Annotated in this window: 24 protein-coding genes; 8 read left to right on the top strand and 16 right to left on the bottom strand. The window is 69.7% G+C overall.

Translation table 11 applies throughout. The features are described from left to right. Positions 1 to 91: 91 nt before the first annotated feature. Entirely contained in the window at positions 92 to 568 is a 477-nt protein-coding gene (locus A5781_RS15055) for a hypothetical protein (protein ID WP_067207457.1), read from the bottom strand. 259 nt (positions 569 to 827) lie between these two features. Between A5781_RS15055 and A5781_RS15050 the strand changes: the two genes are divergently transcribed. Genes A5781_RS15050 through A5781_RS15040 form a run of 3 tightly spaced genes read left to right on the top strand, consistent with a single transcriptional unit; the run spans position 828 to position 4,453 of the window. Further along, a complete protein-coding gene (locus A5781_RS15050) occupies positions 828 to 1,568 on the top strand; it encodes a lysophospholipid acyltransferase family protein (RefSeq protein WP_231987335.1) in 741 nt (246 codons plus the stop codon). A 15-nt stretch (positions 1,569 to 1,583) separates the two neighbouring features. Beyond that, on the top strand, positions 1,584 to 3,191 hold the full coding sequence (fadD12, locus tag A5781_RS15045; RefSeq protein ID WP_156624666.1) for an acyl-CoA ligase FadD12: 1,608 nt from the start codon (positions 1,584 to 1,586) through the stop codon (positions 3,189 to 3,191). After that, complete coding sequence (locus A5781_RS15040) at positions 3,188 to 4,453, top strand: alpha/beta hydrolase (protein ID WP_067207449.1); 1,266 nt, start codon at positions 3,188 to 3,190, stop codon at positions 4,451 to 4,453. The genes fadD12 and A5781_RS15040 overlap by 4 nt, the downstream gene beginning before the upstream one ends. 27 nt (positions 4,454 to 4,480) lie before the next feature. Here the strand turns inward: A5781_RS15040 and A5781_RS15035 are convergent, their stop codons facing one another. Genes A5781_RS15035 through uvrC form a run of 5 tightly spaced genes read right to left on the bottom strand, consistent with a single transcriptional unit; the run spans position 4,481 to position 10,827 of the window. Then, complete coding sequence (locus A5781_RS15035) at positions 4,481 to 5,872, bottom strand: wax ester/triacylglycerol synthase family O-acyltransferase (RefSeq protein ID WP_067207445.1); 1,392 nt, start codon at positions 5,870 to 5,872, stop codon at positions 4,481 to 4,483. A 53-nt stretch (positions 5,873 to 5,925) separates the two neighbouring features. Next, positions 5,926 to 6,903, bottom strand: a complete 978-nt coding sequence (gene whiA / locus A5781_RS15030) for a DNA-binding protein WhiA (RefSeq protein WP_067207518.1) — start codon at positions 6,901 to 6,903, stop codon at positions 5,926 to 5,928. Then, complete coding sequence (gene yvcK / locus A5781_RS15025; protein ID WP_067207442.1) at positions 6,900 to 7,976, bottom strand: uridine diphosphate-N-acetylglucosamine-binding protein YvcK; 1,077 nt, start codon at positions 7,974 to 7,976, stop codon at positions 6,900 to 6,902. Before yvcK ends, whiA begins: the two co-directional genes overlap by 4 nt. Continuing rightward, positions 7,973 to 8,887, bottom strand: a complete 915-nt coding sequence (rapZ, locus tag A5781_RS15020) for an RNase adapter RapZ (RefSeq protein ID WP_067207440.1) — start codon at positions 8,885 to 8,887, stop codon at positions 7,973 to 7,975. Before rapZ ends, yvcK begins: the two co-directional genes overlap by 4 nt. After that, a complete protein-coding gene (gene uvrC, locus A5781_RS15015; protein ID WP_067207437.1) occupies positions 8,884 to 10,827 on the bottom strand; it encodes an excinuclease ABC subunit UvrC in 1,944 nt (647 codons plus the stop codon). Before uvrC ends, rapZ begins: the two co-directional genes overlap by 4 nt. 293 nt (positions 10,828 to 11,120) lie before the next feature. Between uvrC and A5781_RS15010 the strand changes: the two genes are divergently transcribed. Next, the gene (locus A5781_RS15010; protein ID WP_066945085.1) at positions 11,121 to 11,459 is read left to right on the top strand and encodes a hemophore-related protein; all 339 of its coding nucleotides are present in this window, start codon (positions 11,121 to 11,123) and stop codon (positions 11,457 to 11,459) included. A gap of 44 nt (positions 11,460 to 11,503) precedes the next feature. On the opposite strand, the gene A5781_RS15005 is transcribed toward A5781_RS15010, so the two are convergent. The 3 genes from A5781_RS15005 to A5781_RS14995 are packed head-to-tail and all read right to left on the bottom strand — an operon-like array spanning position 11,504 to position 13,765. Beyond that, positions 11,504 to 11,914, bottom strand: coding sequence for a PH domain-containing protein (locus tag A5781_RS15005; protein WP_067207433.1), 411 nt, complete (start codon positions 11,912 to 11,914; stop codon positions 11,504 to 11,506). Positions 11,915 to 11,961: 47 nt separating this feature from the next. Further along, positions 11,962 to 12,441, bottom strand: a complete 480-nt coding sequence (gene ribH, locus A5781_RS15000) for a 6,7-dimethyl-8-ribityllumazine synthase (RefSeq protein ID WP_067207430.1) — start codon at positions 12,439 to 12,441, stop codon at positions 11,962 to 11,964. 46 nt (positions 12,442 to 12,487) lie between these two features. After that, positions 12,488 to 13,765: a bifunctional 3,4-dihydroxy-2-butanone-4-phosphate synthase/GTP cyclohydrolase II gene (locus tag A5781_RS14995; RefSeq protein ID WP_067207427.1), complete on the bottom strand. Its 1,278-nt coding sequence runs from the start codon at positions 13,763 to 13,765 to the stop codon at positions 12,488 to 12,490. 237 nt (positions 13,766 to 14,002) lie between these two features. On the opposite strand from A5781_RS14995, the gene A5781_RS25055 reads away from it, so the two are divergent. Then, positions 14,003 to 14,278 (top strand): hypothetical protein, encoded by a 276-nt coding sequence (locus A5781_RS25055; protein WP_231990717.1) that lies wholly within the window; start codon positions 14,003 to 14,005, stop codon positions 14,276 to 14,278. Between the two features lie 36 nt (positions 14,279 to 14,314). Here the strand turns inward: A5781_RS25055 and A5781_RS14990 are convergent, their stop codons facing one another. Further along, positions 14,315 to 14,917 (bottom strand): riboflavin synthase, encoded by a 603-nt coding sequence (locus tag A5781_RS14990; RefSeq protein WP_067207424.1) that lies wholly within the window; start codon positions 14,915 to 14,917, stop codon positions 14,315 to 14,317. Positions 14,918 to 15,046: 129 nt separating this feature from the next. Between A5781_RS14990 and A5781_RS14985 the strand changes: the two genes are divergently transcribed. Further along, on the top strand, positions 15,047 to 15,754 hold the full coding sequence (locus tag A5781_RS14985) for an LppX_LprAFG lipoprotein (RefSeq protein ID WP_067207422.1): 708 nt from the start codon (positions 15,047 to 15,049) through the stop codon (positions 15,752 to 15,754). Further along, complete coding sequence (locus A5781_RS14980) at positions 15,751 to 17,307, top strand: MFS transporter (RefSeq protein WP_067207419.1); 1,557 nt, start codon at positions 15,751 to 15,753, stop codon at positions 17,305 to 17,307. Before A5781_RS14985 ends, A5781_RS14980 begins: the two co-directional genes overlap by 4 nt. 6 nt (positions 17,308 to 17,313) lie before the next feature. On the opposite strand, the gene ribD is transcribed toward A5781_RS14980, so the two are convergent. From ribD to fmt, 4 genes are read right to left on the bottom strand one after another with little or no spacing between them, the layout of a single operon-like run. Continuing rightward, a complete protein-coding gene (gene ribD, locus A5781_RS14975; protein ID WP_067207415.1) occupies positions 17,314 to 18,336 on the bottom strand; it encodes a bifunctional diaminohydroxyphosphoribosylaminopyrimidine deaminase/5-amino-6-(5-phosphoribosylamino)uracil reductase RibD in 1,023 nt (340 codons plus the stop codon). Next, positions 18,333 to 19,022 (bottom strand): ribulose-phosphate 3-epimerase, encoded by a 690-nt coding sequence (gene rpe / locus A5781_RS14970; protein ID WP_067207411.1) that lies wholly within the window; start codon positions 19,020 to 19,022, stop codon positions 18,333 to 18,335. The genes ribD and rpe overlap by 4 nt, the downstream gene beginning before the upstream one ends. Positions 19,023 to 19,054: 32 nt before the next feature. After that, complete coding sequence (locus A5781_RS14965; protein WP_067207406.1) at positions 19,055 to 20,440, bottom strand: RsmB/NOP family class I SAM-dependent RNA methyltransferase; 1,386 nt, start codon at positions 20,438 to 20,440, stop codon at positions 19,055 to 19,057. Further along, positions 20,437 to 21,369, bottom strand: coding sequence for a methionyl-tRNA formyltransferase (fmt, locus tag A5781_RS14960; RefSeq protein WP_067207515.1), 933 nt, complete (start codon positions 21,367 to 21,369; stop codon positions 20,437 to 20,439). The genes A5781_RS14965 and fmt overlap by 4 nt, the downstream gene beginning before the upstream one ends. Before the next feature lie 169 nt (positions 21,370 to 21,538). Between fmt and A5781_RS14955 the strand changes: the two genes are divergently transcribed. After that, the gene (locus A5781_RS14955) at positions 21,539 to 22,351 is read left to right on the top strand and encodes a class I SAM-dependent methyltransferase (RefSeq protein ID WP_067207401.1); all 813 of its coding nucleotides are present in this window, start codon (positions 21,539 to 21,541) and stop codon (positions 22,349 to 22,351) included. On the opposite strand, the gene A5781_RS14950 is transcribed toward A5781_RS14955, so the two are convergent. Both A5781_RS14950 and A5781_RS14945 read right to left on the bottom strand, forming a co-directional pair. Continuing rightward, positions 22,348 to 22,836, bottom strand: coding sequence for a MarR family winged helix-turn-helix transcriptional regulator (locus A5781_RS14950; RefSeq protein WP_067207397.1), 489 nt, complete (start codon positions 22,834 to 22,836; stop codon positions 22,348 to 22,350). The genes A5781_RS14955 and A5781_RS14950 overlap by 4 nt on opposite strands. A 127-nt stretch (positions 22,837 to 22,963) precedes the next feature. Beyond that, positions 22,964 to 24,907 carry a primosomal protein N' gene (locus A5781_RS14945; RefSeq protein WP_067207511.1) on the bottom strand — a complete coding sequence of 648 codons (1,944 nt, stop codon included), beginning with the start codon at positions 24,905 to 24,907 and terminating at the stop codon, positions 22,964 to 22,966. Positions 24,908 to 24,985: the final 78 nt, after the last annotated feature.

The following is a 24,985-nucleotide window of genomic DNA, read 5'->3' as shown; positions in this document are numbered from 1 at the left end:
CGGCACCGCCGCGCGGGTGTGGCCGAATCGGCGCGACGCACCCCTTCGCCGGTCGCCTAGCAACGAAAATCGCTGCGCGATAGGCGAATTGCTACCGGACCGCGGAGCGCGGCCGCGCGGAGAGGGCTTGCGGGTCCCCCGGCGTCCGGCGGGCGAATCTGCGGCGCAACTTCTCCAGCATGCCGTCGAGATTGTCCCGGTCCTGTTCCTCGATCCGCGCCATGCGGCGAAGGTTGCAGACGGCATCGACGTCACCGTTGGCTTGCGCGTTGACGATCGCCTTCTGGTAGTCGTCGAGCCGCTGTTCGATGAGCCTGCGGTTCTGCGAGAGCAGCCGCACGAAGTAGTCGGCCTGGCGGTGGTCCGCCGCGTCCGGGGTGGCCGGATCGACGTCACCGGCCGGGCGCCCGGTGGCCGGTGCGGACGGCGAGGGTCCCGGACTGCGACGGGCCGGTTCGGTGCGGACGACGCTGGCGTGGGGCCGCCGTGAGCGTCTGTCGCTGGGGCTACTCCTGCGCGCGCCACCCGAGCGGGCGTTGCGCTCGGGTGACAAACCGGCAACGTCCATCGGGTCCCGTTTCTCGAGATTTCACTGAGGGCGTCGTAACAATAGCGCCGGGACCCGGCGGGCACCATATCCGCAGACGCGGAAAGAGATAAACACCATGACGGCCGCCGTGCCCCGGTCGCTACCATCGAGGAACTCGACGCGGCCCCTCATACCTAGAGCGGCCTCGCGGGAGCGTCAAGGGAGGAACGTGACCGACAACGATCACCCCGATGTCGGCGACATCGGCAAATTCGACCCCGTCTTGACCCAGCGCCTGATGAGCGTGATGCGCCCGGCCCTGAAGACATACTTCCGCTCGGAGGTGCACGGCCTGGGTTCGTTCCCGCCCGGCGGGGCGCTGGTCGTCGGCAACCACTCCGGCGGCATGTTCCCGATGGATGTCCCCATCTTCAGCGTCCACTTCTACGAGAAGTTCGGCTATGACCGGCCGATCTACACACTGAGCCATGACATCCTCATGACGGGCCCCACGGGCGAGTTCTTCCGCCGCACCGGATACATCCGGGCCAGCCGGGAGAACGCGGCCAAGGCCCTGCGGTCCGGCGGGGTGGTCATCGTCTTCCCCGGCGGTGACTACGACGCATACCGGCCCACGCTCTCGGAGAACGTCATCGACTTCGACGGCCGCAAGGGATACGTCAGGACGGCCATCGAGGCCGGGGTCCCCATCGTGCCCGCGGTGTCCATCGGCGGACAGGAGACGCAGCTCTACCTGTCGCGCGGCACCTGGCTGGCCGAGCGGTTGGGGGTGAAGCGCTTGCTGCGCAGCGCCATCCTGCCGCTGTCGTTCGGCTTCCCCTTCGGCTTCAGTGCGGTGATCCCGCCCAACCTGCCGCTGCCGACCAAGATCGTCACGCAGGTGCTGAAGCCGATCGACATCACCGCGCAATTCGGCGACGACCCGGACGTCGACGCGGTAGACGAGCATGTGCGGTCGGTGATGCAGCAGGCCCTCAAGGACCTGGCCGCCAAGCGACGTTTCCCGATCCTGGGCTGAACCGTGGCCTCTCCGATCAATCAAGCCCTCGGGCTCATCACCACGCTGCGGCGCGCCGGCATGATCGCGCCGATGCGGCCCGACCGCTACCTGAAGATCGCCGCCGCCATGCGCCGCGAGGGCATGGGGATGACCGTGGGCTTCGCCGGCGCGGCGCAACGCTGCCCGGACCGGCCGGGCCTGGTCGACGAGCTCGGCACGTTGACCTGGCGCCAGCTCGACGAGCGGATCAACGCGCTCGGCGCGGCGCTGCAGGACCTGCCCCCAGGCCAACCCAAGGTCGTCGGGATCATGTGCCGCAACCATCGCGGCTTCGTCGAGGCGGTGGTGGCCGCCAACCGGATCGGCGCCGACGTCGTGTTGCTCAACACGTCGTTCGCCGGACCGGCGCTCGCCGAGGTGGTCAACCGCGAAGGCGTCGACGCCGTCATCTACGACGAGGAGTTCACCGAAACGGTGGACCGCGCGCTGGCCGACAAACCGGACGCCACCCGCATCGTGGCCTGGACCGACGGGCACCACGAGCTGACGGTCGAGAAGCTCATCACCGATCACACCGGCCAACAGCCCGAGCGCACCGGCCGCAAGGGCAGGATGATCCTGCTGACGTCCGGCACCACCGGAACTCCCAAGGGAGCCAATCAAACCGGCGGCAACGCCGGCATCGGCACGCTCAAGGCCATCCTGGACCGCACGCCGTGGCGGGCCGAAGAGACGGTCGTGGTCGTGGCGCCGATGTTCCACGCGTGGGGCTTTTCGCAGTTGATCTTCGCGGCGTCGATGGCTTGCACGGTAGTCACCCGGCGCAAGTTCGACCCGGAGGCGACGCTGGACCTCATCGACCGGCACAAGGCGACCGGCCTGGCGGTGGTGCCGGTGATGTTCGACCGCATCATGGAGCTGCCGCCCGAGGTGCGAAAGCGGTACAGCTGCAAGTCATTGCGATTCGCGGCGGCATCCGGCTCGCGGATGCGGCCCGATGTCGTGACCGCGTTCATGGACGAGTTCGGCGACGTGATCTACAACAACTACAACGCCACCGAGGCCGGCATGATCGCCACCGCCACCCCGCAGGACCTGCGCGCGGCACCCGACACCGCGGGCCGCCCGGCGGGCGGGACCGAAATCCGGATCCTGGACAGCGAATTCAACGAACTGCCCACCGGTGAGGTCGGCACCATCTACGTCCGCAACGACACCCAGTTCGAGGGATACACCTCGGGCACCACCAAGGATTTTCACGCGGGGTTCATGTCGTCGGGCGACGTCGGCTACCTCGACGAGGCCGGCCGGTTATTCGTGGTCGGCCGCGACGACGAGATGATCGTCTCCGGCGGCGAGAACGTCTATCCGATCGAGGTGGAGAAGACGTTGGCGGGGCACCCCGACGTGGCCGAGGCCGCGGTCATCGGCGTCGACGATGAGCAGTACGGCCAGCGCCTGGCGGCGTTCGTGGTTTTGAGCGCGGGCGCCCAGGCCACGCCCGAGACGCTCAAACAGCATGTCCGGGAGAACCTGGCCAACTACAAAGTGCCCCGCGAGATAGCCGTCCTCGACGAACTCCCGCGCGGCAGCACCGGCAAGATCCAGCGCAACGAACTGCAATCTCGGGTCAACGGATGATGCGCCGCCTCGTCCGCCCCCGGCCGCTGGCGCGCGCCACACTGGAACTGGCCAACGCCGCCAACGGATTACGGCCGCTGGCGCGCAAGGGCTACAGCACCGTGCTGGTCTTCTGGTTCGGCTGGCCGACGTCGGAGGTGCCGGGCGTCTACTTCTCCGTCTCGCTGCTGGACGCGCTGCGGCGCGCGCGGCGCGGCCACTTCGCGGGACGGCGCGGCAAGGCGGCGCTGGCCCTGACGGCCGCGTCGTGGGCGATCCTGGGGGTGATCCGCTACCGCGGCATCACCACCCCCGGCCCGGTGCTCGAGGCCGGGCTGCGCGAGCAGCTCGGACACGATTACGAAGAGGCGCTGAGCAAGCTGCCGCACGCCAAGCCCACGCGCAGCGGGCGGCGCAGCCTGCCGCTGGGCAACACCGTGGCCCGCCGGCGCTACGTCGAGAAGACGAATGTGGTGTCCTACGGCCCGAACGGCCGCGCGAACCTCGCCGACATCTGGCGCCGCCGCGACCTGCCGCGGGACGCGAAGGCGCCCGTGCTGCTGCAAGTGCCCGGCGGGGCCTGGATGATCGGGATGCGCCGGCCGCAGGCCTATCCGCTGATGAGCCACCTGGCCGCCCGCGGCTGGGTGTGTGTCTCGATCGGCTATCGCGTCTCCCCCCGCCACACCTGGCCCGACCACATCGTCGACGTCAAACGCGCGCTGGCGTGGGTCAAGGAGAACATCGCCGACTACGGCGGTGACCCCGACTTCGTCGCGGTCACCGGCGGCTCCGCGGGCGGACACCTGTGCGCACTGGCGGCGCTGACCCCCAACGACCCGCAATTCCAGCCGGGCTTCGAAGACGTCGACACCTCGGTGGCGGCCGCCGTCCCGATCTACGGTCGCTACGACTGGTTCTCGACCGAGGGCGAGGGCCGCCCCGAATTCGTCTCCCTGCTCGAAAAGTTCGTGGTGAAGCGGGAATACGACGCGCACCGCAACGTCTACGTCGACGCCTCGCCGATCCGGCGGCTGCGGGCCGACGCGCCGCCGTTCTTCGTGCTGCACGGCTGCGACGATTCGCTGATTCCCGTCGGCGAGGCCCAGGAATTCATCGAGGAGCTGCGCGCGGTGTCGAAGTCCCCCGTCGCCTACGCCGAATTACCAAGCGCGCAGCACGCTTTCGACATCTTCAGTTCGCCCCGGGCGCATCGATCCGCCGAGGCCGTCGCGCGGTTCCTGTCCTGGGTGTACGCGACGAACCCACCCGATCGCGACTAGGGCTGATGGCGGCGACCCGCCGAGGACTCACTCCCGCGCGGCGGCCTTCTCCAGCTCGGTGAGCGCCGGCTCGATGCGGTCGGCCATGTCGTCAATGTCGTTGGCCACCTCGGGCGTCGTCACGAAACCGAAGTCCAGATAGTCGGTGTAGGAGAAGCAGGTGATGTTCAGGGCGACGTCCATGACGGGCGGGCCGAGCGGCACCAGCGAATCAAGCCTGGCGCCGGCCATGTACAACGGGAACGGCGGACCCGGCACATTGGACACAACCAGGTTGATGGGGGCCAGGTTTCGCGACAACCCACTGGCCGTGTAGGCCCGCGCGGCCAACTGCAGCAACCCCGGCGGCGTGGTCTCCGTCAGCCCCATGATCTGATGCGCCGACAGCGCCTTGGCCATCAACTTGGCGTTCTGAGTGCTCTCGTGGATGGCCCGCAGCCGCTCGGCGGGATCGTCGACGTCGGTCGCGAGCGACACGGTCATCGAGCTCACCTTGTTGCCGACGTCGTCCTTGTCGTCGTCGGTGCGCGTGGAGACCGGGATCTGGGCGATGAGCGGCTTGGCCGGCAGCTCGCCGCGCTTCTGCAAGTACTCGCGGGCCGCGCCGGCCACGAGCGCCAGCACAACGTCGTTGAGCTTGACGCCGTAGGCATCTTTTACGGCCTTGGCCCGGGCCAGCTCGATGCGGCACCCGGTGATCCGCCGGTGCGGTGTCACGGGCGCATTGAACCGCGTCTTGGGCGCCTCGAAGTAGCGCGGGGGCCGGTCGCTGCTCACACCCAGCGCGGCGATCTGCTGGCGCACGGTCTGCTCCATCAGCCGGGCGATGCGGAAGGGCGTCTTGACTCCGAGGTTGATGAGCGCACCCACCGCGCGCCGCTCCAGGCCCGGAATCTTCGATCCCACCAGCGATCCCACCGTTTCCTGTTGCGGCGGCCGCGGTTCCGGCGTGACATCCAAAAGAATTTCACCTAGGCCGGCACCCGAGACGCCGTCGACGATGGCGTGGTGCATCTTGGTCAGCGACGCGATCCGGCCGCCCTCGACGCCCTCGATCACCCACATCTCCCACAGCGGCCGGGCGCGGTCCAGCTTGTAGGACATCAACCGGCCCACCAGCTCCTCGAGCTCGCGACGGCCGCCCGGTGCGGGCACCGCGATGTGCCGGATGTGGAAGTCGACGTCCAGGTCCTCGTCTTCGACGAACCACGGCCGGTCCAGCCCGAGCGGCGCGCCGGTGACCCGCCACCGCAGCTGCGGCAGTTCGGGCAGCCGCTCGATGATCAGTTCGCGGAGCCGCTGGAAGCTGTATTCGGGCGCTTCCTTCGGGTCGCAAATCGCCAGTGCGCCCACATGCATGTGCCAGCCCGAAGTTTCGGCCGACCAAAACGCCGCATCAACGCTTGAAAGCCGCTTCATCCCCCGACCGTAGCCCCCGCCTACTCGTTGCGAACAGCAAATGACGCGACCAGTTACGCGTCTTCCAGCAAATCCGGCGTCACCGCCGACTCGGTGTCTGGAATGCCCTCGATCTTGGCCTTGCGGTCGGCCATCGACAGCAGCCGTCGAATGCGCCCCGCCACAGCGTCTTTCGTCATCGGGGGGTCAGCGAGCCGGCCGAGCTCCTCCAGCGAGGCCTGCCGGTGCTCGACGCGCAGCTTGCCGGCCGAGGAAAGATGGTCGGGCACGGTGTCGCCGAGAATCTCCAGCGCGCGTTCCACCCGGGCTGCGGCCGCGACCGCGGCCCGCGCCGAGCGGCGCAGGTTGGCGTCGTCGAAGTTGGCGAGCCGGTTGGCCGTCGCCCGCACCTCGCGGCGCATCCGGCGCTCCTCCCAGATCAGCCGGGTGTCCTGGGCGCCCATCCGGGTCAGCAACGCGCCGATCGCCTCGCCGTCGCGCACCACGACCCGATCGGCGCCACGCACCTCGCGGGCCTTCGCGCTGACCCCGAGCCGGCGCGCCGCGCCCACCAACGCCAGCGCGGCCTCCGGACCGGGGCAGCTGACCTCCAGAGCCGACGACCGTCCCGGCTCGGTCAGCGACCCGTGCGCGAGGAAGGCTCCGCGCCAGGCGGCTTCGGCGTCGCCGACGCTGCCGCCCACGACTTGGGCGGGCAGACCACGCACGGGCCGGCCGCGGTTGTCGAGCAGTCCGGTCTGGCGTGCCAGCGCCTCGCCGTCGTTGGCCACGCGCAGCACGTAGCGGGTGGTCTTGCGAATCCCGCTGGCCGACAACACATGCACGACCGCGTTATAGCCGTAGAGCTCGAAGATGTCCTTGCGCAGTCGCCGCGCGACGTTGCCCAGGTCCACCTCGGCCTCCACCACCACCCGACCGCCGACGATGTGCAAACCGCCGGCGAACCTCAGCAGGGACGTGACTTCCGCGCGACGCGCACTGACCGATTTCACGACCAGGCGGCTGAGCTCGTCCTTGACTTCGGTCGTCATCGCCACGCGTCGTCACTCCTCGGTCCGCTGCCGCCCGGTCCATCTCCACCGGTCTGTGGACTTGCACCGTCGACCCGAATATCCGCGGTGGCCGTGACCGGAGGCGCCCCCGGACCCTTGCGGGCCGCCCGGACCCCGTCCAGGGCCGCCGCGAGTTTGCCTGGATCATGTAAAGGTGTACCAGGTCGGGCCACGTCGGCGAAGTGGACCTCGGCGGAAAGCAGCGTCGCGGTGCGGCGCAGGTGCTCCCGCTCCCGCTCACTGGGCACCCGCTCGGCGTCGATGATGATGTCGTGCACGGTGAACCCCGGTGCGTGCTGGGCCAACACGTGCAGATGACGCTCGACGGAGAAGCCGGCCGTCTCCCCCGGCTCGGCCATCAGGTTGAGCACCAGCGCCCGCCGGGCGGTGGTGGCCCGCAGCGCCGCCGCCAGGCCAGGCACCAGCACGTGCGGGATCACGCTGGTGAACCACGAGCCGGGACCCAGCACCACCAGGTCGGCGGCCATGATGGCGTCGACGGCCTGCCGGGTCGCCGGCGGATCGGACGGCAGCAGGCGCACCCGCCGGACCTTGCCCGGTGTGGTGGCTATCGCCACCTGGCCGCGAATCAGCCGGAATATGCGCGGATCGGTCTCGAGGCCGGACACGTCCGCCTCGATCTGCAGCGCGATCGGACACATCGGCAGCACGCGGCCCTTGACGCCGAGGATGCGGCCCAGCTCGTCGAGAGCGGCCACCGGATCGGCCAGCACCTCCGACAGCCCGGCGAGCAGCAGATTGCCGATCGGGTGCCCGGCCAACGCCCCATCGCCGCCGAAGCGGTGCTGCAGGATGGTCGCCCAAAGGCGGCCGTGAGGGCTGTCGGATGCCAAGGCCGCCAACGCCATTCGCAGATCACCCGGTGGCACCACATCCAATTCGCTGCGCAGCCGCCCGGACGAGCCACCGTCGTCGGCGACGGTCACCACGGCGGTGACGTGCGGCGTCAGCCGGCGGGCCGCGGACAGCGTCGCGTACAGGCCGTGCCCGCCGCCCAGCGCGACGATGCCCTGATTCGTCGGCGCGTTCATTCGCGACCCAGATCCCGGTGCAACACCCGCACCGAAAGTTGGGCTTCGCCCGGATGGGCCTTGAGGACCTGCATCAGCGCTTCGGCGATCGCAACGCTGCGGTGCTTACCACCGGTGCACCCGATGGCGACCGTCATGTAGCGCTTGCCCTCCCGGCGGTAACCGTCGACGACCAGAGACAGCAACCGATGGTAGGCGTCGAGAAACTCCGCGGCGCCGGGCTGACTCAACACGTATTCACTTACGGCCGGGTCCTGCCCGGTGAGCGGGCGCAGCTCGTCGACCCAGTGCGGGTTCGGCAGGAAACGCACGTCCATCACCATGTCGGCGTCCATCGGCAGGCCGTACTTGAAGCCGAACGATTCGACGGTGACGCTGATCGACGTGCTGGCTTCGCCACCGAACGCGCGCTCGATGCTCTCCCGCAAGCCCCGCACCGACAGCGTCGACGTGTCGATGATCAGGTCCGCGGTGGCGCGCACCGGGGCCAGCATCCGGCGCTCGGCGGCGATGCCCTCGGCCAGGGTCTGGTCGCCCTGGAGCGGATGGCTGCGGCGGTTCTGCTCGTAGCGGCGCACCAGCATGTCGTCGGATGCCTCCATGAACACCACCCGGGGCCTGATGTTGCGGGTGGCCAGCTCGTTGCGCACCTCATCGAGGTCACCGGTGAAGCCACGCGAGCGCACGTCCATCACCACCGCGAGCCGGGTGATCCGCGACCCCGCGTCCATGCCGAAATCCACCATCCGCGTGATCAGCTGGGGCGGCAGGTTGTCGGCCACATACCAGCCCAAGTCCTCGAGCACCTTGGCCGCAGTACCCCGCCCGGCACCCGATAACCCGGTCACCAGAACGACATCGATGCCGGCCGGGGCATCTCTGGTGTGGCCCTCCGCCAATTCACCCGTCATTCGGCTTCTCCGGGCGGGTCAGGTCGCAACGCCTCCAGGACGGCGGTGGCGGTGGCCACACCGATACCGGGAACGGCCGTGATCTGGTCGACGGTGGCCTCCTTGAGGCGGGCTATGGATCCGAAATGGGTTACCAGCGCCTTGCGGCGATGCTCCCCCAATCCTGGCACCGAATCCAGCGCCGAGGCGGTCATTCGCTTGGATCGCTTGCTGCGATGGTAGGTGATGGCGAACCGATGCGCCTCGTCGCGAATCCGTTGCAACAGATAAAGCCCTTCGCTGTTGCGCGGCATGATGACGGGATCCGGCTCGGACGGCACCCATATCTCTTCCAGCCGCTTGGCCAGACCGATCACCGCGACGTCGGTGACGCCGAGGTCTTCGAGCACGGCGCTGGCCGCGTTGACCTGAGGTGCGCCGCCGTCGACGACGTAGAGGTTGGGCGGATACGCGAATCGGCGCGACTTTCCTTCGGGCGAAAGCATATTCGGGTCGTTTTGTTCACTCAGGTGTCGTGCGAACCGGCGCCGGGTCACCTCGGCGATGGAGGCAACGTCGTCGGAGCGCCCCTGCCCGGCGGCTTCGCGGATCCCGAAGTGGCGGTAGTCGGACTTGCGCGGCAGGCCGTCCTCGAACACCACCAACGAGCCCACCACGTCGGTGCCCTGCACGTGGCTGATGTCGACGCATTCGATGCGCAGCGGCGCATCGGCCAACCCGAGGGCTTCCTGAATGTTCTGCAGCGCAGCCGATCTGGCGTTGAAGTCGCCGGCCCTTCTCAGCTTGTGTTGCTGTAGCGCGTCTTTGGCGTTGCGCTGCACGGTTTCGGCGAGCGCCCGCTTGTCGCCGCGGCGCGGCACCCGCAGCGCGACCCGAGAACCGCGCAGGCCGGACAGCCAGCTGGCCAATTCATCGGAGTTGGACGGCAGGCAGGGCACCAGCACCTCGCGCGGCACCGGGTTGGCGGCTTCGTCGGCGGCGCCGCCCAGTTCGGCCTGCTCGCCGTAGAACTGCGTCAGGAACTGCTCCACCAACTGCTCCTCGCCGGAATCACCCGCCTCCGCCGACTTTTCGACGATCCAGCCGCGCTGACCGCGCACCCGGCCGCCGCGGACGTGGAACACCTGGACCGCCGCCTCCAGCTCGTCGTCGGCGAAGGCGACCACGTCGGCGTCGGTCCCGTCGCCGAACACCACGGCCTGCTTCTCCATCGCGCGCTTGAGCGCGGACAGGTCGTCACGCAGCCGCGCGGCCCGCTCGAAGTCGAGTCGCTCGGAGGCGGCGTTCATCTGCTGTTCCAGTTCGCGGGCAAAGCGGTCGGTCTTGCCCGACAGGAAGTCGCAGAAATCGTCGACGATCTGGCGGTGCTGCTCGGCGCTGACCCGGCCGACGCAGGGCGCCGAGCATTTGTCGATGTAGCCGAGCAGGCACGGACGGTCGATCTGCTTGTGCCGCTTGAACACACCGGCCGAACAGGTGCGGGCCGGGAACACGCGGGTGAGCAGGTCCAGCGTCTCCCGGATCGCCCAGGCGTGGGAGTAGGGCCCGAAATAGCGCACGCCCTTGCGGCGCGGGCCGCGGTAGACCATCAGCCGGGGGAATTCTTCGTTGAGGGTGACGGCCAGCACCGGGTAGGACTTGTCGTCGCGGTAGCGGACGTTGAAGCGCGGGTCGAACTCCTTGATCCAGTTGTATTCGAGCTGCAACGCCTCGACTTCGGTGTTGACCACCGTCCACTCGACCTTGGCGGCGGTGGTCACCATCTGCCGGGTTCGCGGATGCAGGCCGGCGACGTCGGCGAAGTATGACGTCAGCCTGCTCCGCAGGCTCTTGGCCTTCCCGACGTAGATGACTCTCCCGTACGTGTCCCGGAATCGGTAGACGCCCGGCTCGACCGGGATGGACCCGGGCGGGGGGCGATACGTGGCGGGATCTGGCACCCATCCAGGCTAGTAGTCGCGAAGGGGGTGCCGGCCCGTCGGGAGCACCGCTCGGCACGCCGGATTCGGCACCCCTGGTTCGAGCGCCGCACCCATGCCACCCGTAACGCATTCGAGCGCTTGTTCGATATACCGGTCGGCCGCCGAGGGATCCGCCATTTCCCAAAAGGGCCGACGACCTGGGGTTACGACGACTAACCGACGGTGTGGACGGTTTGGGCGGCCCTTGTTCTGGTTACCAAGGGGGTAGCTGGACGTTACAGTGGGTGGCAATCAATGGAGGGAGTCCACAGATGTTTAAGCGCTCGTTGACCAGGCTCGCGATCGGGGTTGGCGGTCTGGCATTGGCGTCGACCGCCGCCGCCGGGGTCGCATCGGCTGCCCCCGATTACGGCCCGATGATCAACACGACCTGCAGCTACGACCAGGCGATGCGGGCGGTGCACGCGGAGAATCCGATGGCCGCTCAGTACCTCGACCAGTCGCCGCCGAACCAGCAGTTCTTGCAGCAGTACCTGGCGTCATCGCCGGATCAGCGCGTGAACCTGCTGCACGCCATCGAGCACAACCAGGGCGCGCAGCAGGCTTTGCCGATCTTCCAGCAGATGATGACCGACTGTAAGAACTTCTGACCCATCCACCTGACGGGCTATCCGTGCGCGCACGGATAGCCCGTTCAGTGGGTGTGCAGGTCGGGCCGATACCGCGCCAATAGCGACCGCACGGTGTCCATGGCGTCGACCGCGCGCTCCTTGTCGACGGCCTGGATGGCCATCACGGGGATGTACTCGTCGTCGGGCAGGTCGATGCGCGCCCAGCGGTTCCCCACCGGGAACGAGACACCGGCGACGTCCGGCCACTCGATCAATTTGTCGCCCAGCAGGTTACGCACCGATATGCCGGCCGCCCCCACGCGCAGCCGGGGCCGGGCGAACATCAGCACCACGCCCGCGAGCACCAGGCCGAGCAGCGCCATCGCCACCTGGTCGCTCGTCTGGAATACCACTCCGGTGGATCCGACCTTGAGCAAAAAGCCGATCGCGATGTGCACCGCGGCGATGGTGAAGGCCGCGCCGTAGACGAACATCGGTGTGCGGTGGGGACGCAATACGACGTCCCACCCGTCGCGCTCCGTCACGACCGTGCGCGCAGGTCACGCAGCGTCAGCGCCGCGGTCAGGGCCGCCCCCGCCGCCTGGGCGCCCTTGTCCTCGACCGACTCCGGAAGCCCGGCGCGATCGAGCGCCTGCTGTTCGTTGTTGGTGGTCAGCACCCCGTTGGCAACGGGCGTCGACGCATCCAGCGCCACCCGGGTCAAACCCTGGGTCACCGCATCGCAGACATACTCGAAATGTGGTGTTCCGCCGCGTATTACAACGCCCAGGGCGATGACCGCGTCGTGGTTGCGGGCCAATTCCTGTGCCACCACCGGGATCTCGATCGCGCCGAGCACGCGGACCACCGTCGGATTGTCGATGCCCGACTCGGCAGCCACCTTGCGGGCGCCGGCGAGCAGGGCATCGCAGATCGTGCTGTGCCAGGTACTCGCCACGATGCCGAGCCGCAGACCGGACGCGTCGAGCGCCGGGATCGCCGGCTCCCCGCTACCGCTCACCTGCGCCGCTCCTCCTCATCGCTTCGCTCTGCATCGTCGGCGGCGGTCACAGAGCGCCGCCGAATTCGCCTGGCAGATGAACCGATTCGTGAAAGTCGTCGAGGCCGGCCAAGTCGTGGCCCATCCTGTCGCGCTTGGTCATCAGGTAACGGATGTTCTCCGCGTTGGCGCGTACCGGCAGCGGCACCCGCTCGATGATGTGCAGGCCGTACCCGTCCAGCCCGACCCGCTTGGCCGGGTTGTTCGTCAGCAGCCGCATCGAGCGGACGCCAAGATCGACCAAAATCTGCGCCCCGATTCCATAATCCCTTGCGTCGGCCGGTAATCCGAGTTTGAGGTTGGCGTCGACGGTGTCCTCGCCGGCGTCCTGCAGCTGGTAGGCCTGCAGTTTGTGCATCAGGCCGATACCGCGGCCCTCGTGGCCGCGCATGTAGAGCACGATGCCGCGGCCCTCCCGCGCGACCATCGCCATCGCGGCGTCGAGTTGGGGCCCGCAATCGCAGCGGCGGGAACCGAACACGTCACCGGTCAGGCACTCGGAGTGCACGCGCACCAGAACGTCGTCACCGTCGGCGTTCGGCCCGGCGATCTCGCCGCGCACCAGCGCCACGTGTTCGACGTCCTCGTAGATGCTGGCGTAGCCGATGGCGCGAAACTCACCGTGCCGGGTGGGGATGCGGGCCTCGGCGATCCGCTCGATGTGCTTCTCGTGCTTGCGCCGCCACTCGATCAGGTCGGCGATGGTGATCATCGCGAGGTCGTGCTCGTCGGCGAAGACCCGCAACTCGTCGGTCTGCGCCATCGAGCCTTCGTCCTTTTGGCTGACGATCTCGCAAATCGCGCCCGCGGGTTGCAATCCCGCCATCCGGGCCAGGTCGACGGCGGCCTCGGTGTGGCCGGGGCGGCGCAGCACGCCGCCGTCCTTGGCGCGCAACGGAACCACGTGGCCGGGGCGCGTGAAATCGTTGGCGATGCTGGCGGGATCGGCCAGCAGGCGCATGGTGGTGGCGCGATCGGAGGCCGAAATGCCGGTGCCCACACCGTTCTTCGCGTCGACGGTGACGGTGTAGGCCGTCCCGTGCTTGTCCTGGTTCACCGCGTACATGGGCAGCAGCCCCAGCCGGTCGCAGATCGCGCCGTCCAGCGGGACGCACAGGTACCCCGAGGTGTAGCGGACCATGAAGGCCACCAGCTCCGGCGTCGCCTTTTCGGCGGCGAAGATCAGGTCGCCTTCGTTCTCGCGATCCTCGTCGTCGATGACGACCACGGCCTTTCCGGCCGCAATGTCGGCAACCGCCCTCTCGACGGAGTCCAACCTCGTCATCGTCGCTACCTTGCTGTCTCAGGGGTCCGCAGGAAGAGCCCAAGTGTTGCATTCAGTATGAACCACCGCGCGGGCCGCGTTATTGCCGCGGCAGTTTCCCCATGACCGGCGACTGGCGGGCAAGTTGACCATGCGGCGGGGGCAGCAGTCCTGGGCTGTCTGCGCACCTTTGCAACAACGCGGATGGGCTCGGCGAAACGGCTCCCGATCCGGCGCCAGCAATCTACGCTGAGCGGCATGAGAATGGCAGTGAGACTGGCGGTACCGGTCGTGACCTCGATATTCGCGGCCGGACTTGCAGCGGGTATCGCCTGCCCGCAACGGGCCACGGCCGACGCGTGCGCTGACGTCGGCGGTCGGCATGTGAGCGTCGGCGGGTGCACGGATCCGGGGCGCTGGGACAACTGGGTCCTTCCGGCCGGCGCGATGACGGTCCCACCACCCGACGCACCCCCGCCGTGCTACACCCCGTCCGGCGAGCCGTACTGGACGCCGCCGGGCGAGCCCTGCTGACCGAACCGGCATGCGGCGCACTTCCCCGAACGCGGCCTAACGCGGGGTCAGCAGCCGCTCAACGTATTTCGCAATCACGTCGACTTCGAGGTTGACCTGCGTTCCGACCGGGGCGCGGCCCAGGGTGGTCAGCTCGCGGGTGGTGGGGATCAGCGAAACCTCGAACCAGTCCCCCGGTCCGGCACCGAGCCCGGAGACCGTCAATGAGATGCCGTCGACGGTGATCGACCCCTTCTCGACCACGTAGCGGGCCACCTCCGCGGGGATCTCGATCCGCACCACTTCCCAGTGCTCGGACGGCTCCCGGCTCACCACCTGGCCCGTACCGTCCACGTGCCCCTGCACGATGTGCCCGCCGAGCCGGCTGTTGACCGCCGCAGCGCGCTCCAGGTTGACAGGGCTGCCGACCTGCAGGGAGCCCAGGTTGGACCGGTTGAGGGTTTCGGCCATCACGTCGGCGGTGAACTGGCCGTCCGGCAGCAGCTCGACGACCGTCAGGCAGACACCGTTGACGGCGATCGAGTCGCCGTGCCCGGCGTCGGAGGTCACGACCGGTCCGCGGATGGTGAGCCGGGCGGCGTCAGCGAGCACGTCGCGGCCGGTCACCTCCCCGAGCTCCTCGACAATTCCGGTGAACATTCCATCAGGTTAATCGGCCGTCCAGATGCCGCAGCCGCACTGGTGAGCAGGCCAAAGCGTCAGCGCCGGGCCGACACCGCGGCCCCACATCTCCCAAGCCGGTCATGGGCACCCTCTACGATGCAAGGTATGCAGACCCGCCGCCGTCTATCGGCCGTCCTCGCATCCCTGACCCTCGCCACCGCCTTGATCGCCGGCTGCTCGTCCGGCTCAAAGCAGAGCGGCGCCCCGCTGCCCGACGCCACGACCCTGGTCAAGCAGTCGGCCGATGCCACCAAGAATGTGAAGAGCGTGCACCTCGTGCTGAGCATTCAGGGCAAGATCCAGGGGCTGCCCATCAAAACGCTGACCGGTGACCTCACCACGGCGCCGGCCACCGCCGCGTCGGGCAACGCCACGATCACCCTCGGCGGATCCGACATCGACGCCAACTTCGTGGTCGTCGACGGCAACCTGTACGCCACCCTGACGCCCAACAAATGGAGCGACTTCGGCAAGGCGTCCGACATCTACGACGTTTCGGTGCTGCTGAACCCGGACACCGGGCTGGCCAACGCGTTGGTCAACTTCACCAACGCCAAGGCCGAGGGCCGCGACACCATCAACGGTCAGAGCACGATTCGCGTCAGCGGGAACGTCTCGGCGGATGCGGTGAACAAGATCATGCCGCAGTTCAACGCGACACAGCCGGTGCCGAGCACGGTGTGGATCCAGGAGACCGGCGACCACCAGCTGGTCCAGGCCAACATGCAGAAGAGTTCCGGCAACTCCATCCAGGTGACACTGTCCAACTGGGGCGAGCAGGTTCAGGTCACCAAGCCCCCGGTGAGTTCATGAGTTCGCAGACCGGCCGCCGCGTCGCGATCAGCGCCGGCAGTCTGGCGGTCCTGCTAGGCGCCCTGGACGCCTACGTCGTCGTGACGATCATGCGCGACATCATGAGCGACGTTCACATCCCGATCAACCAGCTGCAGCGCATCACCTGGATCATCACGATGTACCTGCTGGGCTACATCGCCGCCATGCCGCTGCTGGGGCGGGCCTCCGACCGGTTCGGCCGCAAGCTGGTGCTGCAAGTCAGCCTGACCCTGTTCATGGTGGGGTCGGTGGTGACGGCGCTGGCCGGGCACTGGGGCGATTTCCACCTGCTGATCGCCGGCCGCACCATCCAGGGTGTGGCCAGCGGCGCGCTGCTGCCGGTCACGCTCGCCCTGGGCGCCGACCTGTGGGCACAGCGCAACCGCGCCGGCGTGCTGGGCGGTATTGGCGCCGCGCAGGAGCTCGGCAGCGTCCTGGGCCCGCTGTACGGAATTTTCATCGTGTACTTGTTCCACGACTGGCGCTACGTGTTCTGGATCAACGTCCCGCTGACCCTGATCGCGATGGCGATGATCCAGTTCAGCCTGCCGTCGCACGAAAAGGTCGAGAACCCTGAGAAGGTCGACCTGGTCGGCGGTGTGCTGCTCGCGGTCGCCCTGGGCCTTGCGGTCATCGGCCTGTACAACCCGCAACCCGACGGCAAACAGATCCTGCCGAGCTACGGCCTGCCGCTGGTCATCGGGGCGGTCATCGTCGCGGTGCTGTTCCTGCTCTGGGAACGGTTCTCGCGCACCCGGCTGATCGAGCCGGCGGGGGTGCACTTCCGCCCGTTCCTGGCCGCGCTGGGCGCGTCGCTGGCCGCGGGCGCGGCGCTGATGGTGACGCTGGTCGACGTGGAGCTGTTCGGCCAGGGCGTGCTGCAGATGGACCAGACGCAAGCTGCCGGGTTGCTGCTGTGGTTTTTGATCGCGCTGCCGATCGGCGCCGTGCTGGGCGGCTGGATCGCCACCCGGGTCGGCGACCGGGTGATGACCTTCATCGGGCTGATGATCGCGGCCTACGGCTACTGGCTGATTCACTACTGGCGCCAAGACGTGCTGAGCCAGAAGCACGACATCTTCGGGGTGTTCAGCGTCCCCGTGCTGCACGCCGACCTGCTGGTAGCCGGTGTGGGCCTCGGCCTGGTGATCGGGCCGCTGACCTCGGCCGCCCTCCGGGTCGTGCCCTCGGCCCAGCACGGCATCGCCTCGGCGGCGGTGGTGGTGGCCCGGATGACGGGCATGCTCATCGGTGTGGCCGCGCTGAGCGCGTGGGGCCTCTACCGGTTCAACCAGATCGTCGCCGGGTTGACGGCCGCCATACCTCCCAACGCCTCCCTGCTGGAGCGGATCGCCGCGCAGGGGACGATGTACCTCAAGGCGTTCGCGATGATGTACGGCGACATCTTCAGCGCCACCGTGGTCATCTGCATCGTGGGTGCGCTGCTGGGCCTGTTGATCGGTGGCCGCAAGGAACACGCCGAGGAACCGGAAGTGCCCGAGCCGCAGACGATCTCATTGGGCGAGCGCTAGGCGCTCCTACTCGCCGCGCGGCACCAGGCTGAGCAGCAGATCCGGCCCCACGCGGTCGACTCCGTCGAATTGCCAGCGCAACGCCCGCGCGATGGTAGGCACCCCGACGTCGTTGACCGCCGAGACCGGGCCGCCGAGCAGCATCGGCGCGACGTAAACCAGGATGCGGTTGACCGCCCCGGCCCGCAGGAACGCGCCGGCGAGGGTGGGGCCGCCCTCCAGCAGGACATCGGTGCGGTCCGAAAGCGCCTTGATCACCTCCATGGGATCGTGCGTGCGAATCACCATGGTCCGCGAATCGTCGTTGAGAACCTTTGCCTCCGGCGGCATCTCGCGCATGCCCACCACCACGCGCAGCGGTTGCCGGTTGGCCAGCGATCCGTCGGGCAGCCGCGCGGTCAGCGCCGGATCGTCGGCCAGCACGGTGCCGGTGCCCACCACGATCGCGTCCGCGGCCGCGCGGCGGCGATGCAGGTCCAACCGGGAGGCCTCGCTGGAGATCCACTGACTGGTGCCATCGGCGGCCGCGCTGCGACCATCGACGCTGCTGGCGTACTTCCAGGTCAGGTGCGGCAGCCCGGTCCGCTGCTTGTGCAACCACTCCCGCAGCGGTCCGCCGGCCACCTCGTCGGCCAGCACCCCGGACGTCACCCGCACGCCCGCTTCGGCTAGCCGGGCCGCGCCGCCGGCGGCGATCGGGTTCGGGTCGGCGACGCCGTAAACCACCGCCCCCACCTTGGCTTCCAGCAGGGCGTTCACGCAGGGTGGGGTCTTGCCGTGGTGGTTGCAGGGCTCCAGGGTGACCACCGCGGTCCCGCCGGCCGCCAGCTCGCCGGCCCGCCGCAGCGCCAACACCTCGGCGTGGTCGCCCCCGGCGGGTTCGGTGCCGCCGACTCCGACCACCACGCCGTCGGCGTCCAGGATGACGGCGCCCACCGGCGGATTCGGATATGTGGCGCCCTTGACGTGGTTGGACTGCTCGATCGCCAGGCGCATGGCCGCGTCGAGGCCGCCGGCGGGTTGATTCATCGGCGCAGGTGCGGCGACGCGGCGGCGGCCTGCCTCCGCAGCGCCGCGATGGCGGCCTGCGGGTCCTCCGCGCCGTAGACGGCCGACCCGGCGACGAAGCAGTCGACGCCGGCCTCGGCGGCCTGCTCGATGGTGTCGTCGTTGATGCCGCCGTCGATCTCGACCAGGATCGTCAGCTCCCCCGCGTCGATCAGCTTGCGCGCGGTGCGGACCTTGCTCAGCACCTCGGGGATGAAGCTCTGGCCGCCGAAGCCGGGCTCGACCGACATGATGAGCAGGGTGTCGAACTGCGGCAGGATTTCCAGGTACGGCTCCAGCGGGGTTCCCGGCTTCACGCTGATGCCCGCCTTGGCGCCCGCGGCGCGGATGTCGCGCGCCACCGCGACCGGGTGGTCGGTGGCCTCGGCGTGGAAGGTGACGTTGTAGGCGCCCGCCTCGGCGTAACCGGGCGCCCATCGGTCGGGGTCCTCGATCATCAGATGGCAGTCCATCGGGATGGCCGTGGCGGTCAGCAGGCTCTCGACCACCGGGAGGCCGATGGTCAGGTTGGGCACGAAGTGGTTGTCCATCACGTCGACGTGCAGCCAGTCGGCGCCCACCACCGCGGCCGCTTCGTCGGCCAGCCGCGAGAAATCGGCGGACAGAATGGACGGCGCGATCAGGGGCCTACCGGTGTTACCAGGCATGTGCGCCACACTACTGAGCCGCGCCGGAGGGTTCACGCTTCGCGGCGCAGCGCGGCGGCAAACATGGCGTCGGTGCCCTGCCGATGCGGCCACAGCTGGACATGCGGCCCATCCCCCAGCCCGGTGACGGGCTCGAACAGCGGCCGGGTGTCCAACGCGCACACCGGGTGCCGGCGCAGCGCGTCGGCGACCACCCCGACGGTTTCGGCGAGGTGGGGCGAACAGGTCGCGTAGAGCACCACACCGCCGGGCCGGGTGAGCGCGATCGCGGCGCCCAGCAGCTCGCGTTGCAGCTTCGTGAGCATCGGCACGTCGGCCGGCTGCCGCCGCCACCGCGCCTCGGGCCGGCGCCGCAACGCGCCCAGCCCGGTGCACGGCGCGTCCACGAGCACCCGGTCGAAGGTCGGCTCCAGTTCGGTCTGCCGCCCATCGACCCGCAGCACGTCGACCGGGAGCCCCCGGGTGTTCTCGGCCACCAGGTCGGCGCGGCGCGGGTTCGGCTCCACCGCAGTGACGCGGGCCCCGGAACCGGCGCCCAGGGCGGCCAGCAGCGCGGTCTTGCCGCCCGGTCCGGCGCACAGATCGAGCCACCGCCCGGTGTCGTCCTCGACCGGCGCCAGCGTCAGCGCCCGCGCCACCAGCTGGCTGCCCTCGTCCTGGACCAGCGCGGCGCCGTCGCGCACCGGCGCCATCCGCCCGGGGTCGCCGCCCGGCAGGTACACCGCATAGGGCGAATACCGGCCGACCGTGCCACCCACGGCGTCGGCCAGTTCCGCGGCCGTCAGTACCCCGGGGCGGGCCGCCAGGTGCACCTGAGGCCGTTCGTCGTCGCTGGCCAGCACCGCGTCGAGTTCACCGGCGTCCACTCCCAGCGCGTCGGCGAAGGCCTGCGCGATCCAGCGCGGGTGCGCATGCACGAAGGCGGCATGCCCGACCGGGTCTCGCGACGGGTCGGGCGCCAGTTCCTCGACCCAGGACTTCTCGTCGCGCGCGGAGATTGCACGCAGCACGCCGTTGACGAAACCCGCTCGGGCCGAATCGAATTCGATGCCGGCCTGCTCGACCGTGGTGGACACGGCGGCGTACTTGTCGACCCGGGTGCGCAGCAACTGGTACGTGCCGAGTCGTAGCAGGTCGAGCAGTATCGGGTCGATGGTGTCCGGCGAGCGGCCGGCGGCGGCGCCGATGACCGCGTCGAGCAGGCCCCGGCTTCGGCAGGTGCCGTAGGTCAGTTCGGTGGCGAACGCGGCGTCGCGGCCGCTGATCCCGCGCTCGCGCAGCAGCGCGGGCAGCGCCAGGTTCGCGTATGCGTCGCGCTCGCTGACCGCCCGCAGCACCTCGAACGCGGCGGCACGCGCGGGGTCGAGCGGCCGGCGCCGCTTGCCGCGCCCGCGATCCGGCGGTCGGGGCCGGCTCACGTCGCCCGCACAGTGGAGTCGAGTCGGGCGCCGCGCGCCCAGTCGACGGCATCCATGAGTTTCTTTCCGGGCGGCTGTATCTGGCCCAGCCGCACGGCTTGCGAACCGGTGCCGATCCACACGCTTTTACGGTCGGCGTGAATAGCGCCGGGCGCCAATGATTCTGGGCCGCCCGCGTCGACGTGCACCGGACCGAGCTTGACGCGGAGGTCGCCGATCAGCGTCCAGGCGCCCGGGCTGGGTGTCACCGAACGGATCCGGCGCTCCACGACGAGCGCCGGCAGGTCCCAGCGCACCCGGGCCTGCTCGACGGTGATCTTCGGGGCGATGCTGACGCCGTCGGCGGGTTGCGGCCGTGGCGTCAACGTCTGGTCGGCGATGCCGTCCAGCGTGGTCGACAGCAGCGCCGCACCCGAAACGGCCAGCCGCTCAAGCAGTTCGCCCGCGGTGTCGGTGGGCCGGATCGTCTCGGTGACGACGCCGTAGACGGGGCCGGAGTCCAGGCTGGGCTCGATCTGGAAGGTGGTCGCCCCGGTGATGGTGTCCCCGGCCGCGATCGCCGCTTGCACCGGGGCCGCCCCGCGCCAGGCCGGCAGCAGCGAGAAGTGCAGGTTGATCCACCCGTGCGGGGGCACCGCGAGCAGGCCGTCGCGCAGCAACGCGCCGTAGGCCACCACCGCGCAACAGTCCGGTGCCAGCTCCGACAGCTCGGCGACGAACTCTGGCGCGTTCGGCCGCGCCGGTCGCAGCAGTGGGATGTCACGGTCGAGCGCCTCGCGGGCCACCGGCGAGGGCTGCGGCTTGCCGTGCCGGCCGACTGCCGCGTCGGGCCGGGTCAGCACGGCGATCACCTCGTGACGCGGCGAGTCGACGAGGCGGCGCAGCGCGGGCAGCGCGGGTTCGGGGGTGCCGGCGAAGACAAGGCGCACCGGCACAGTCTAGAAAGCCAGGACGGCCGTCCCACACAAAATTGCGCATATATATTGTTTCTAATGCATACTGTTGATACAGGTCACTATCTATCTCGGTGACCGCACTGCCGTGCTAGGGACAACGAGGTCGAGTGGGCAGCCCTTTCCTTACCTTCACGGAGGCCTGATGACTCTCGACACCACGATCAGCGACGCCGCTCCCCATCGCGCGGTATGGGCGCTCGGCGACTACGCCCTGATGGCGGAGGAAGTGATGGCCCCGCTGGGTCCGGTCCTGGTCAAAGCCACCGGCATCGGGCCGGGCATGCGGGTGCTCGACGTCGCGGCCGGCTCGGGCAACATCTCGCTTCCGGCCGCCGCGACGGGCGCCGCCGTGGTTTCCAGTGACCTGACCCCCGAGCTGTTGCAGCGGTCGCGGGCCCGCGCCGCGGCCCAGGGCCTGACGATCGACTACCGGGAGGCCAACGCGCACGCGCTGCCGTTCGGCGACGGCGGGTTCGACGTCGTCATCTCCGCGATCGGCGTGCAGTTCGCGCCAAACCAGCAGCGGGCCGCCGACGAACTGGTCCGGGTCTGCCGGCCGGGCGGGACGATCGGCGTGATCAGCTGGACGCCGGATGGGTTCTTCGGCCGCATGCTTGCCACCATTCGGCCGTACCGGCCCAGCCTGTCGCAGGCCGTGCCGCCGGCCGCGCTGTGGGGGCGTGCGGGCTACGTCACCGGATTGCTCGGCGAGCGCGTCGGCCCGATGAACGCGGTGCGGGGAATGCTGGAAGTGAACCGGTTCGACGGCGCCGACGCCGTGCACGCGTACTTCAAGAACCACTACGGTCCGACGATCGAGGCCTACGCGAACATCGGCCACAACCGGGTGCTGGCCGCCGAGCTGGACGCCCAACTCGTCGAGCTCGCGCAGCACTACCTCGCCAACGGCACCATGGCCTGGGAGTATCTGCTGGTCACCGCAGGGAAGCGCTAGAGATCGAGCTCGGCATCCAGGTGCACGTCCGGCTCGCCGCCGGCGGCGGTGAACGCGGTCAGGGCCCGCACCAGCCCGTGGCGTTCCGGCGGCGGCATCTTCTCCACGATGACGGCGATTTCGTTGCGCCGGTACGCGGTGACCTGACGAACGACCTCCCGCCCCCGCTTGGTCAGCGCGGCCAACAGCTCGCGACGGGACGTCGGGTGCGGTAGGCGATCGATCAGCCCTGCCGCGACCAGTCGGTCGACCATCCGCCCGGTTGCGGATGGCTGCACCCCGAGCAGACCGGCCAGGGTGGCCAAGTTGACCGGGCCCCGATTGGACAGGATCACCAGCGTCCGGAATTGCGGGATCGTGATCGTCTCGTCCACCTGACCGATCGAGCGCGCCGAAATGGCAACCAGCAAGCGGGAAGCCGTCAGCAAAGCGTCAGTGATGACGTCCAGCGACTCGTCCGCCGTCGTCGCGTTGTCCGCTGCCATGTCGCCCCTTCTCCGGGCCGTCTCCGGCTATCGGCGGCTAAAGATCAGGAAGTGTAACAACCTTCCAATGTCGTAGTCAGGCATTATTTCCGACGCATACTATCCCCTCGGGCAGGATTTGGCGAGGTCACCCGATGTGCAGGGGGTCGATCTGCACCCGGACCGGCTCGTGGGTCTGGCGGGCGGACAGCACGCCAACACCGCGACGCAGCGCCGCGGCCAGCGCCAGGCCCTGCTCTCGCCGGGCGCGCACCAGCATCCGCGTCACCGGGACGCCGGCCGGCGTCCCCGCCGGGCGGCGCACGCCCGCCGGCAAATCCACCGGCCCCAGCACGTCAGCCCCGTCCGGCAGCCCGGCCTCGTCGAGCAGTGCCGCCACCGCATCGGCCGCACCGTCGAGCGCCGCCATGTGCACGCTCGGCGGCAAGCCCACCTCGGCCCGAGCCGCCAAGTCGGCGTCCGCGTGACCTACCGGATCCCAGCGGATCAGCGATTGGACTGTGGGGATTGATGATTCGGCCACCACCAGCACCACCCCGCCGTCACCGCGGGGACGCACCAGCGCGGCAGCGGTCATCCAGCGCCACAGCGCGTCCTCGGCCGCACGCAGGTCTTGTCGCCCCAGCAGCGCCCAGGTGTCCAGCAGCAGTGCCGCGCCATAGCCGCCCGCCGCGGCGGGTTCGGCCCCCGGGGTGGCCACCACCAGGGCCGGGCCGGCGGCGACCTCCGGCACGACACCTTCCCCCGACGAGGTGACCACCGCGGTACCGGGAAACGCGCGCCCAAGCTCCTCGGCGGTGCGGCGGGCCCCGACGACCACGGCGCGCACCGCGTCGGAACCGCAGCGCGCGCACCGCCGCGTCGGGTCGATGCGCCCGCACCACCGGCAGATCAGCGCCTGGCCGCCCTCCTGCAACGACAAGGGTCCCGTGCAGTGCCGGCACCGGGCGATCGTGCGGCAGCGCGCGCAGGCCAGCGACGGGACATACCCGCGCCGCGGCACCTGCACCAGCACCGGCGCCCCGGCCTCGAGCGACGAGCGGGCGGCGCGCAGCGCGATCGACGGGATGCGCGCGGTGCGCGCGGCCGGGTCGCGTTCGTCGGCGTAGCCCGTGTCGTCGAGGGCGACCACCCGCGGCGTGCGGGCGCGCACCACCGCCCGGGTCGCGACGATGTCGTGCGCCCACCCGCTGCGCACCAGCGCCTGGGCTTCTGCGGTGCGCGCGTAGCCACCGATCAGCGCCGCACAGCGCGCCTGATGCGCCCGCAGCATCCCTACCTCCCGGGCGTGCGGGTAGGGCGCCCGCGGCTCGGCCAGTGAGTCGTCGGCGTCGGCCCACACCATGACGAGCCCCAGGTCGCCAAGGGGCGCGAAAACCGCGCTGCGAGTGCCGATCACCAGCCGCGCCTGACCACGCAGCGCCGCGAGCCACCGCCGGTAGCGGGCGGCCGGCCCCAGCCCGGCCGAAAGCGCCACCACGCCGCTCTCGTCGATCCGCGCGGTCGCGGCCCGCCACAGCGCGTCCAGGTCCCGCTGATCGGGCACGATCCCCAACACCGCCCGTCCGGCGCGGATGGTTTGCGCGGCGGCCTCGGCGAATCGGTCCGCCCACGATTCCCCCGGCAGCGCCTGCCAGACGGCACGCGCGGCCCGGGACTCGGCCAGGGCGGCCAGGAACTGGGCGCCCTGGGCGTACCCATCCCACGCCGACGGGTCGACGGGCGCGGGCACCGGCAGCCGGTGGGACGCCGTCGGTTCCCGCTCCACCCGGGCGTGCCGGGCCGGCACCGCCAGGCGCAGCACGTCCGGCCGGGTCCCGGCGTAACGCGCCGCCACCGCGTCAACCAGCCGGCGGATCTCCGGCGTCAGCACGGGTTCGGCAGACACGACGCGGTCCAGATAGCCGAGCTTGCCCTGGTGGTCGGTCTCATTGCGGCGCTCCAGCACGAACGCGTCCACCAGGCGGCCGTGAAACCGCACCCGCACCCGCACCCCGGGCTGGGCGTCGTCGGACTGCTCGGCCGACACCAGGTAGTCGAACTCACGGTCCAGATGCGGCACCGAGAGCATCGGCAGCACCCGGGCGATGGGTTCCACCTGCACGGGTGTGCGCGCGGCGCCGCTCACGGCACCCCCGCGCGCCGAAAC

The sequence above is a fragment of the Mycobacterium sp. 852002-30065_SCH5024008 genome, assembly GCF_001665645.1.
Classification (GTDB): domain Bacteria; phylum Actinomycetota; class Actinomycetes; order Mycobacteriales; family Mycobacteriaceae; genus Mycobacterium; species Mycobacterium paraffinicum.
Note: the sequence above shows the minus strand (reverse complement) of the source record. Positions and strands in the feature narration are given on the sequence as shown.

Coding starts and splice junctions, on each gene's coding strand:
- A5781_RS15055 (WP_067207457.1), bottom strand. CDS start 568: ATGGACGTTGCCGGTTTGTCACCCGAGCGCAACGCCCGCTCGGGTGGC.
- A5781_RS15050 (WP_231987335.1), top strand. CDS start 828: ATGAGCGTGATGCGCCCGGCCCTGAAGACATACTTCCGCTCGGAGGTG.
- A5781_RS15040 (WP_067207449.1), top strand. CDS start 3,188: ATGATGCGCCGCCTCGTCCGCCCCCGGCCGCTGGCGCGCGCCACACTG.
- A5781_RS15035 (WP_067207445.1), bottom strand. CDS start 5,872: ATGAAGCGGCTTTCAAGCGTTGATGCGGCGTTTTGGTCGGCCGAAACT.
- whiA (WP_067207518.1), bottom strand. CDS start 6,903: ATGACGACCGAAGTCAAGGACGAGCTCAGCCGCCTGGTCGTGAAATCG.
- yvcK (WP_067207442.1), bottom strand. CDS start 7,976: ATGAACGCGCCGACGAATCAGGGCATCGTCGCGCTGGGCGGCGGGCAC.
- rapZ (WP_067207440.1), bottom strand. CDS start 8,887: ATGACGGGTGAATTGGCGGAGGGCCACACCAGAGATGCCCCGGCCGGC.
- A5781_RS15010 (WP_066945085.1), top strand. CDS start 11,121: ATGTTTAAGCGCTCGTTGACCAGGCTCGCGATCGGGGTTGGCGGTCTG.
- A5781_RS15005 (WP_067207433.1), bottom strand. CDS start 11,914: ATGTTCGTCTACGGCGCGGCCTTCACCATCGCCGCGGTGCACATCGCG.
- A5781_RS14995 (WP_067207427.1), bottom strand. CDS start 13,765: ATGACGAGGTTGGACTCCGTCGAGAGGGCGGTTGCCGACATTGCGGCC.
- A5781_RS25055 (WP_231990717.1), top strand. CDS start 14,003: ATGAGAATGGCAGTGAGACTGGCGGTACCGGTCGTGACCTCGATATTC.
- A5781_RS14990 (WP_067207424.1), bottom strand. CDS start 14,917: ATGTTCACCGGAATTGTCGAGGAGCTCGGGGAGGTGACCGGCCGCGAC.
- A5781_RS14985 (WP_067207422.1), top strand. CDS start 15,047: ATGCAGACCCGCCGCCGTCTATCGGCCGTCCTCGCATCCCTGACCCTC.
- A5781_RS14980 (WP_067207419.1), top strand. CDS start 15,751: ATGAGTTCGCAGACCGGCCGCCGCGTCGCGATCAGCGCCGGCAGTCTG.
- ribD (WP_067207415.1), bottom strand. CDS start 18,336: ATGAATCAACCCGCCGGCGGCCTCGACGCGGCCATGCGCCTGGCGATC.
- rpe (WP_067207411.1), bottom strand. CDS start 19,022: ATGCCTGGTAACACCGGTAGGCCCCTGATCGCGCCGTCCATTCTGTCC.
- A5781_RS14955 (WP_067207401.1), top strand. CDS start 21,539: ATGACTCTCGACACCACGATCAGCGACGCCGCTCCCCATCGCGCGGTA.
- A5781_RS14950 (WP_067207397.1), bottom strand. CDS start 22,836: ATGGCAGCGGACAACGCGACGACGGCGGACGAGTCGCTGGACGTCATC.
- A5781_RS14945 (WP_067207511.1), bottom strand. CDS start 24,907: ATGCTCTCGGTGCCGCATCTGGACCGTGAGTTCGACTACCTGGTGTCG.